The organism is Caballeronia sp. GAWG1-1, assembly GCF_023631465.1.
Classification (GTDB): domain Bacteria; phylum Pseudomonadota; class Gammaproteobacteria; order Burkholderiales; family Burkholderiaceae; genus Caballeronia.
Window position 1 is genome coordinate 26,884 of record NZ_JALQDB010000033.1, and the last position, 8,898, is coordinate 35,781.

At 59.4% G+C, this 8,898-nt stretch carries 7 protein-coding genes and 2 pseudogenes; 6 read left to right on the plus strand and 3 right to left on the minus strand.

All coding sequences use genetic code 11. The features are described from left to right. The first annotated feature begins 272 nt into the window (after positions 1–272). Together NCT03_RS23205 and NCT03_RS23210 are read left to right on the plus strand one after the other, a co-directional pair. A complete protein-coding gene (locus tag NCT03_RS23205; RefSeq protein ID WP_250468114.1) occupies positions 273–1,214 on the plus strand; it encodes a LysR family transcriptional regulator in 942 nt (313 codons plus the stop codon). Then, a complete protein-coding gene (locus NCT03_RS23210) occupies positions 1,211–2,650 on the plus strand; it encodes an aldehyde dehydrogenase family protein (protein WP_250468115.1) in 1,440 nt (479 codons plus the stop codon). The genes NCT03_RS23205 and NCT03_RS23210 overlap by 4 nt, the downstream gene beginning before the upstream one ends. Positions 2,651–3,946: 1,296 nt before the next feature. Here NCT03_RS23210 and NCT03_RS23215 read toward each other — a convergent pair. Further along, positions 3,947–4,438, minus strand: a complete 492-nt coding sequence (locus tag NCT03_RS23215; RefSeq protein ID WP_250468116.1) for an NUDIX hydrolase — start codon at positions 4,436–4,438, stop codon at positions 3,947–3,949. A 144-nt stretch (positions 4,439–4,582) separates the two neighbouring features. Continuing rightward, positions 4,583–6,124 carry an IS3 family transposase gene (locus NCT03_RS23220; RefSeq protein ID WP_250494069.1) on the minus strand — a complete coding sequence of 514 codons (1,542 nt, stop codon included), beginning with the start codon at positions 6,122–6,124 and terminating at the stop codon, positions 4,583–4,585. 325 nt (positions 6,125–6,449) lie between these two features. Between NCT03_RS23220 and NCT03_RS23225 the strand changes: the two genes are divergently transcribed. Beyond that, positions 6,450–6,950, plus strand: a complete 501-nt coding sequence (locus NCT03_RS23225) for a TniQ family protein (protein WP_250494070.1) — start codon at positions 6,450–6,452, stop codon at positions 6,948–6,950. 51 nt (positions 6,951–7,001) lie between these two features. Here NCT03_RS23225 and NCT03_RS33865 read toward each other — a convergent pair whose 3' ends face one another. Continuing rightward, entirely contained in the window at positions 7,002–7,136 is a 135-nt protein-coding gene (locus tag NCT03_RS33865; RefSeq protein WP_284503431.1) for a hypothetical protein, read from the minus strand. Positions 7,137–7,192: 56 nt separating this feature from the next. Between NCT03_RS33865 and NCT03_RS23230 the strand changes: the two are divergent. From NCT03_RS23230 to NCT03_RS23240, 3 genes and pseudogenes are all read left to right on the plus strand, one after another. Continuing rightward, a pseudogene (locus tag NCT03_RS23230) lies at positions 7,193–7,682 on the plus strand (Hcp family type VI secretion system effector). Between the two features lie 460 nt (positions 7,683–8,142). Then, entirely contained in the window at positions 8,143–8,637 is a 495-nt protein-coding gene (gene tssB, locus NCT03_RS23235; RefSeq protein ID WP_244831862.1) for a type VI secretion system contractile sheath small subunit, read from the plus strand. Positions 8,638–8,686: 49 nt separating this feature from the next. Further along, positions 8,687–8,898, plus strand: a pseudogene (locus NCT03_RS23240) (type VI secretion system contractile sheath large subunit); the annotation flags it as partial.

The following is an 8,898-nucleotide window of genomic DNA, read 5'->3' on the forward strand; positions in this document are numbered from 1 at the left end:
CCTGTCGATGCGGCCAGGACGCCGCAGCAAGGTACGGTTGAAGCGTAGCGAGATCGCTCCATAAGTTCTAATACTGTTTTTTGATGCGGCGGATCATCGGCTCTTATATCCGTGTTAGCCCCGATGACAGCGTTCTTACAGTTGCGTATCAATAGCTCCTTTACGCACGCAGCTGGCGCAGGCGTTTCGCACAGAACTGCGTTAATGAGCGATTGCTACGTCGTGATAATGGACGCAGAAGGTATTAGCGTCGCTGATGCCGAAGGGATCGAATGGACCTCAAGCAAATCCAGTACTTCATCGCGCTCTTCGAAGACGGTTCGGTCACGCGTGCGGCCAAGCGGCTGAACATCGTGCAGCCGGCGTTGAGCATGCAGATCGCGAAGCTGGAAGACGAACTGCATCAGCAACTCTTCGAGCGCGGCGCGCACGGCATGGCGCCGACCGCGGCGGGGCGGCTCATGTATCGACTCTTTCTGCCGATCATGCGGGACCTCGCGCACGCGCGCCAACAACTCGTCCAGCGCGATGAAGTCATGACGGGGCATGTGGGCATTGGGCTGATCGCATCGGTGACGGAGAGCGTGCTCGCGGACTCGCTCGCGCGTTTTCACGCGCGCTATCCCGATGTCGAAGTCACCGTCGCCGATGGCTACAGCGCGACGTTCATCGACTGGGTGGCGGGCGGTCAGCTGGATGCCGCGATCATCAACAAGCCACGCGCACGCCTTTCGCTGGATTCGCGTGCGCTGCTCGACGAGGAGATGGTGCTCGCGACGAGCGCCGCGCACGGTCCGGACTTGCCGCACACGATCGAACTGGCACAGTTGCCCGAACTCGAACTCGTATTGCCGACCAAGCGCCACGGATTGCGCGGCGTGCTCGACAGCGCCGCGCAGCATGAAGACGTGCTGCTCGCACCACGCTTCGAGATCGACGTGCTTTCCACCATTCTCAAGCTCGTCGAGCACACGCGCTTTGCGACGATTCTTCCGCGCATCGTCGTGGAGCGTGCCGCGCGGCATGGAACCTTGCGCGCGTACCCTATCCTCGCGCCGCGCATCGTGCGCCATATCGTCTGTGTCAGCCATCCGCGCAGGCCGTTGAGCGCGGCAGCGGAGGCGCTCATTGCGATCATCGGCGACGAGCTGCATCAAGCGTCGAGCACTTCGTCATCCGAATCGAAATCATCACTCAAGGAAACATCAGCATGAACGCATTGCACTGGATCGGCGGCGAATGGACCGGCACGCCGACGCTCGACAGCATCGATCCCGCGACGGGCGACGCCCTCGGCCAGTACGCCGACGGCGGCGCGCACGAAGCCGACGCCGCTATCGCCGCCGCGCGCCACGTGTTCGACCGCACGACCTGGGCGCAGGACGCGCGTCTGCGTCAGGACGTACTGCTTGCATGGGCCGTCGCGCTCGAACAGCAGCGCGAATCGCTCGCCACGCTGCTCACGCGCGAAAACGGCAAGGCGATCGGGCAATCGCGCGGCGAGATCGCGGGCGCCATCTCCGAAGTGCGCTATTACGCCGGGCTCGCGCGGCATATCGCGGGGCACGTGCTCGAACCGGAGCCGGGCGTCATTTCGACGATGCTGCGCGAAGCCGCTGGCGTGGCCGCCATCATCGTGCCGTGGAACGCGCCGGCGGTGTTGCTCGTGCGTTCGCTCGCGCCCGCGCTCGCGGCGGGTTGCACGGCGGTCGTGAAGCCTGCCGCGCAGACCTCGCTCGTCACTGCCGCGATGCTGCGCTGCCTCGAACACACCGCGCTGCCGAAGGGCGCGGTGAATCTCGTACACGAACAAGGGCACGCCGCCAGTCAGCGGCTTGCGGATTCACACGGCGTGGACGTAGTGAGCTTCACCGGCTCGACCGCGACGGGCAAGAAGATCATGGCGGCGGCGGCGGACAGCATGAAAAAGCTGTCGCTGGAACTGGGCGGCAAGTCATGCTGCGTCGTTTTCGACGATGCCGACATTGCCGCCGTCGCGCCACGCCTTGCGCGCGCCGCGACCATCATCTCCGGCCAGCAGTGCACGGCGGCGCGGCGCGTGCTGGTGCATGCGTCGCGTGCGCAGGAAATGCGCGAGAACCTCGCGGGCGCGCTGGCGGCGCTGAAGGTCGGACCGGGTATCGATCCGGCGACGGATATCGGCGCGCTCATCGATGCCCCGACGCGCGATGCGGTCGAGCGGACCATCGAACGGGCATGCGATATGAGTGATCGCGTATTGCTGCGCGGCGGCCGCTCGGGCCATGCGTTTCTTTCGCCGACGCTCGTGGAGCACGGCGATCCGAAGGCGTTCTTTTGTCAGGACGAAATCTTCGGGCCGTTCGTCACGCTCGAAGTCTTCGAAAGCGACCAGGAAGCCCTCGCGAGGGCCAACGATAGCGTATTCGGCCTGTCAGCCAGCGTCTGGACTCACGACGGTCCGCGCGCCTTTCGCATGGCACGGGCGCTGCGTAACGGAACGGTCTGGATCAACGATCACAACAAGCTGTTTGCGGAGGCGGAAACCGGCGGATACCGGCAAAGCGGGCTTGGGCGCCTCCATGGTCACGATGCGCTCGCCGACTTCACCGAAATCAAGCACATCTGTATGCCGGCTGGCGTGGCCGAGGGCATTGCTCCGCTTCGCTGATCATGATCGCTCGGTGGGGCCCTCGAGTCCCGCTTCTACGCAGGGATGAACCAAATGTATTTTGCGGGCCAACAGCGATCGTCTGAAAACTGTACCGCGCGAGATTAGTTTGTCTTCGGCGAAAGTCGCGCGCTCCGGCGGGGTTGCCGCTTTTGCAGCGCGCTGCGTGGCTCATACGCGGTCGGTCTGGATTCTGCACGAACGATTGCGCACGCGCAGTCTCCGCATGATGTGTGTCGTTCTTGCCTGCGTCTCGCTGTTACAACGGCGGGCTGAAAAACGCGAACTGCCAGGCCAGGTTTCGATCCGTGGTGCCGGCATCAGTTCGCGTCTGGTCGAAGGATGTCTATGGCAGTGCTTTCCCCCGGGCGCGAGGTTGCAGATCGCAGACACCGGACGCCTTGTTGGAGTGCGTTGCTATCCGAGGTCCGTGAGCGGGTTTGCGGATCGAGCTGTCATCATATCCGCCCGACTTTTCAGATGGCGTTGCGGCGCGAGCGACCGGCACGGGTCGACCCTAATGGGACATTGGGCAATCCTGTGAGCGGCCGTTCGATTGGCTGGAGCAAACACTTCATTCGGCATCGCGAACGTTGTCAATTAAAATCATTCGCGCCTCGCGTGCCAAATCTTGACCGTGCTAAATGAGTCGCAGCATGATCACGAGGGCGTTCGCCAGTGCATGAGTGACGTAAGTACTGAGTACTGGGCGGCCAAGTCTCTGAGCTTCTATGACGAACACGGCGGCGAGCACCGTCGCGCCCAAGAAGATGCTAAGGACGGCGCGATCGGTGTACCCATGCAGGCAGGTAAATGCGATGGCTGAAGCAAGCCCACCAAGCCAAAACGGTTGACGAAGAACTCCGCTTACCAGGCGGATCGGAAGCCATTGCCCAATTAACGTCTCGACGAACGGCATGGCAACGACAGTTACAAGTAGCTGAAACGCAAACGAGTGGTTCGCGAACGGCTTTGCATGCCCAGGCGAAGGTCCCCAAGCCCAAAATCCAACAAGGATAAGCGCTATCTGTCCGATAAACATGACAGCCGCCCCGCCAATTATCAATCCCCATCTTGGTATGTCGACTAGGCGCATTTACGGGCGGACGTCCAGGCTAGATGGCAGAAGAAGCTTTGCGTTGAGTTAAGCAGAATGTGCGGTCGATGCCGGCGCTTTAAGGCGGTCATCCAATCGAGCAATCCTGTCGATTGACCGGGCATGGCCGAACTCGGCACTCGAACTAACGACGGGATCAACCGTCCCTCCTTCGACGTAATTGCCGGGCGAAGCATCGCTCAGTATGAGACTTCAAAATGCGATTCACGCTGGATCACGTGTGCAAGGGCGGCGCAATCGGCTTGAAGCAGCTGACGAAGAAATACGGGCCGCACATCTATCTCAGACAGCCCTCGCCGAGGAACCCACGTGAAGGTAAGGCGTTTGTTCCCCTCCGAGCCATAATGCGAAGCCGTTAGATCGAGCAACGGCGATCCGGGCTCTAGGCGCGCGAACATGTAGAAACCGATCTCATGGTGCAGCCGTCCGTTATAACCAAAGAAATTCTCAACTATGCAGAGCGTTTTCTCGATGTGGACCGACGCGCCAACCTCTTCTTCCATCTCGCGGATAACAGTCTGTGCGGCATGTTCTCCAGGCTCGACTCGGCCCCCGGGAAGGCACCAGAAGTCGTCACCTTCGGCTTGATGCAGCAGGACATAGTCGTCTTGAAATATTACTGCGGCCGCCCGCAGATTGAAACGATGACTTCCGGTGTCGAATGAAATCACGGTTTTAAATTGAAAGATTTGTGAGCGGCCATTTTAGGCCCAGAATTTTAGTGCGTCGGCGATTGCCTGCGATCCTCGCACGGATGTCGACGGACCAATATTAGCCGACTGCCAGTGGGGGTGCGGCTAAATTCTTGGACTCATTTATGCCGCGATTCCGAGACATTGCCGGTACTCGACCGGACTAAGAGAGCCGAGCGAGACCTTGATCCGTGTTGCGTTGTACCACCGGATATAGGAGTCGAGGACTTCGATAAACTGATCAACGGTCGTAGCTCGCCAATCACGAAGATAGAACATTTCCGTCTTGAGTCGCCCGAAGAAGCCCTCACACGCTGCGTTGTCCGGCGAACATCCTTTGCGTGACATCGAGCGAACAAGTCTTGCATCGCGCATTCGGGATAGCCATCCCGGCCATCGATAGTGAGCACCGCGATCAGAGTGGACCACTGGCCGATCATCGCTGTCGGCTACCGACTCGATGGCAGAGTCCAGCATGGCATTGACAAGTTCAGCATCGGGCCGCGTGCCGATCGACCAGCTCACAACGAGTCCGTCGAAGCAGTCTATTACCGGCGACAGATACACCTTGCCGGCAGGGATTTGAAATTCGGTGATGTCCGTGAGCCATTTCTGATTCGGGGCGGCTGCACGGATATCACGATTGACGAGATTCGCCGGAGCGGGAGTGATTTCTCCACGATAGGAGCCATAGCGACGTCGTCTGGTTGTGGCAGCGGCCAAGCCTTCCTGTCGCATCAAACGTCGCACGACTTTTTCTGAGATAAATACTTGCTGCCTGCTCAACGCCGCCCGAATTCGACGATAGCCATAACAACGGTAATTACATTCGAAGATGTCTGCAATCACGCGACGCGCGTCAGCATGCCTGTCAGCGACAAGCAGACGTGCACGGTGGTAGAAGTAGGAGCTGCGGGCAAGCATCAGGGCGGATAACAGCTCTGGCAACGGATAGGTCTGTTTCAGGGCATCAACCAGCATCGTTTTTTCCCGGTTGCTCAGGAGATGCGGGTCGATGCCCATCCCTTTTTTTACCAGTTCGTTCGCCTTCTTGAGGATATCGCGCTCGAGCTCCAGCTTGCAGATGTCACGTCGAAGCGATTCGACCTGCTGCTCCAGCTCCGCACGCTCAAGGTTCGGTGCTGGCTTCTTCGGACGCTTCATGGATGCTGGAACCTCCCGACCAAGTAGCTGGTTCTTCCAGTTGTATAGCAGAGGCCTGCTCACGCCCGCTCTCTGAGCAATCATACTTGCGCTTTCATCTCTGGTGCACAGTTCAATGACCGCCGCCTGCCTGGCCTCGCACGATTTCGGTACGCTGCCAGCCCCTCTGCCGAAAATACGCTTTCCGATCTCCGGGCACAGTTCTTCGATCCATTTGGCAAATGTCCCACGACTCGGGTAGCCCAAAACCTTCAAGGTAGCAGCAGCACATCGGTCATGGCTCAGATAGTAATCGACGGCAACCTGTTTATCTTCGGCCGAATACCTCGGCGCGGCACGAACATAGCCGGTTCTCAAATCATGGCACTGTTCGTATTCGCGATGCCACGCCTTCAGAGAATTCTTTGTCGGGTAGCCCAGCCGTCGGATTGTCGCCTTGATACGCTTGCCCAACTTCAGATAAAGCTGAACTGCTCGAATGCGGTCTTCGTACGAGTACACAGACTACCTCCAGGTAGTCCAAGATTTTGTCCGCACCCCCTGTGGGTCAGTTTTGCGCGCGCATCAACAAGCCGCTTCACACCGTTCGAGATTCCGCGCTGGCGTGAGAGTGAAACCTTTCGCAGGCTGCTGTCCGCATTCGAGCGCATTCTACCGTTGCGTTGTCCGTCCGGGCTCGCTCAGCGAGACATCGCCCAATACGTCCTGGCTGCCAGTTCCGGCCTCACTGGTGAAGTCTCCCGAATCTTAAACGCTGCCGCTGAATGCGCCATCCGTAACGGCGACGAAGCAATACGGCTCGATCATCTTGAACAGGTAAGCAGCGTTGCGGTCCAATGACCTGCGTCCGTGGCCGGTTTCGCCTCGCCCCTTCGCCGATGAGGCGTTCGGAAGCTGGCTGGGACGTGTCGCCAGTCGCTATCAGCTGAGCGTCGCTCAGATATGGGAGTTTCATCGGCTAGGCGAATTCCCCACTCTGGCTAATACCGGCTGGGTTCTGTTTCCTCCGTTATCGGAAGGTGCGCTCCTCTCGCTATCAAGTTTCGCCCGTCTGGACCCTCACCGACTTGCGCGGATCCAAACCCCGTCCAAGTGGATGTCAGACCGTCCGCACCTGGTCTACTGCTTTCGATGTCTTGTGCTCAATCCCGTTGATATAGCCGCCCCCCGTTGGAAGCGGATATGGCTCGACACCAACATCGCCGCCTGCGAGGTGCACGGCATAACACTCGAGCAGTTTCCAGCAGCAATTGCGCGGCGAGCACGAAACATGGATCGGCTGCTTATTCTGGTAAGCAAGTACCGGCAGAAGCTCCAAATCGCCTGACCTACGGTGTATTAGCAGAGTTAGCGCACCCAGTAGCAGAATTAAAGCCCCTCAACACCAGCCGAGCAGGCTCGGCACCAGCACGAGCACGAGCATCGCGAGACCGTTGCCGCCCATGATGGTGCGCCACACCTCGAAGAGATCGCGGCCGCCTATCGCAACCGCGCGCGCCGACACTACAACCATGCGCCGGACCTGGAGAAAAAGGCGCTTCAACCACACAACCGAAGAAGAGGTGAATCATGCCGATGCCGTGCTATCTGACCGTCGAAGGTCGAAATCAAGGAAAGATCGAAGGCGCAACGAAAGTTCAGGGCCACGAAGGCAAGATCCTGGTGCAGGCCGTGGATCATGTGATCGAAATCCCCAAGAGCCCGCAAACGGGGTTGCCAACCGGCAAGCGTGTTCACGGCGCGATGACCGTCGCCAAGGAAATCGACAAATCCAGCCCGAAGCTTTTTCAGGCGCTGACTTCCGGCGAGCAGCTCAAGTCCGTGCTGCTTGAGTTCTACCGTATCTCGCCCAAGGGCACGGAAGAGAAGTACTACACCAGCGAAGCTGGAGAACGCCATCCTGACCAGCATGAAGTCATGGACACCGAACTGCCTCGACCCGAACAACCGGCAGATCGGCCATATGGAAGACCTCGCTTTCACCTATGAAAAGATTACCTGGACCTACGAGCCGGACGGCATCGAAGCCGAAGATTCGTGGCTCGCGCCCAAGGTGTAAAGCGCTGGACAAAGCTTCGAAGCCCTTGTCGTGAAAGGTTTTCGATGCATCGAACGAAAGATTTCGACGATTGGCGTATGCGGCTTTGCCCGGTCATTCTTTCGTGCATATGAACTGATAAAAATGCGTTGGGTTTTTGAGATACGTCTGTTTATAATGAGCCGCACTCAAATCCGGGCAAGGCTTGCGAGCTTCGGGAAAAGTTTCCCACCTGGACTGGCCGATCCTTGCGCTCAATCGCGAGCGAAGCATCCGACGGTCTGGCTCAAGCAAATCCGGCCCGCGCCGTTATCCGCAATCAGCGACACGTAATTTCTTTAGTTATCCCGCGCTCAGGCGATGGCATGCCGGCCCGAGCATGCAATGGCAGCGGCCCGCGTCAAGTCGGTGCGATCCCCGACGCGCGTTTTCATCGATGTCGCACTGCCAACGCGGCGCCGTGAATCTGGAGATGGCAGCAATGGCAAATGATGGTTCGGTAGCTCCGAAGGAACGCGTCAATATCGTCTATCGTCCGGCCACGGGCGACGCGCAGGCGGAAGTGGAACTGCCGCTCAAGCTGCTTGTGCTCGGCGACTTCACGCTGCGTCAGGACGACGTGCCGATCGAAGACATGAAGCCGATCAATGTCGATAAAGACAACTTCAACGAAGTGCTCAAAGGCCAGAAGCTGGGCCTGCAACTCTCGGTGCCGAACAAGCTCGACGAAAAGGCCGGTCCCGACGACGTGCTCTCGCTCGACCTCAAGTTCGACTCGATCAACGACTTCACGCCTGATGCGCTCGCCGAACGCATTCCCGAGTTGCGTCAGATGCTCGAACTGCGCGATGCGCTGAAGGCGCTCAAGAGCCCCATCGGCAATCTGCCCGACTTCCGCAAGCGCCTGCAAGAGCTGATTCAGGACGAAGGCGTGCGCGCCCGGCTGCTGGGTGAACTCGGCGCACAAGACAAGTAACGCGCGGCAAGTACCAGCGCCAGCACTTCGTGGACGAAGGAGATTGAAGGTGAGCGACGAACAACAGCAATCCGGCGCAGCAGCGCCGGCAGAAGCCGCGGCGGGTGAAGTCTCGCTGCTCGATCAACTGGTGGAGTCTGCCCGCGTCAAGCCGGGCGACGAAGCGTACTCGATCACGCGCCAGGGTATTCAGGCGTTCGTCGCGCAACTGCTCGAACCGCAGCGTTCGGTGGAGCGTGTCACCGCCGCGACCGTCGACGA

Coding starts and splice junctions, on each gene's coding strand:
- NCT03_RS23210 (WP_250468115.1), top strand. CDS start 1,211: ATGAACGCATTGCACTGGATCGGCGGCGAATGGACCGGCACGCCGACG.
- tssB (WP_244831862.1), top strand. CDS start 8,143: ATGGCAAATGATGGTTCGGTAGCTCCGAAGGAACGCGTCAATATCGTC.
- NCT03_RS33865 (WP_284503431.1), bottom strand. CDS start 7,136: ATGGTTGTAGTGTCGGCGCGCGCGGTTGCGATAGGCGGCCGCGATCTC.
- NCT03_RS23205 (WP_250468114.1), top strand. CDS start 273: ATGGACCTCAAGCAAATCCAGTACTTCATCGCGCTCTTCGAAGACGGT.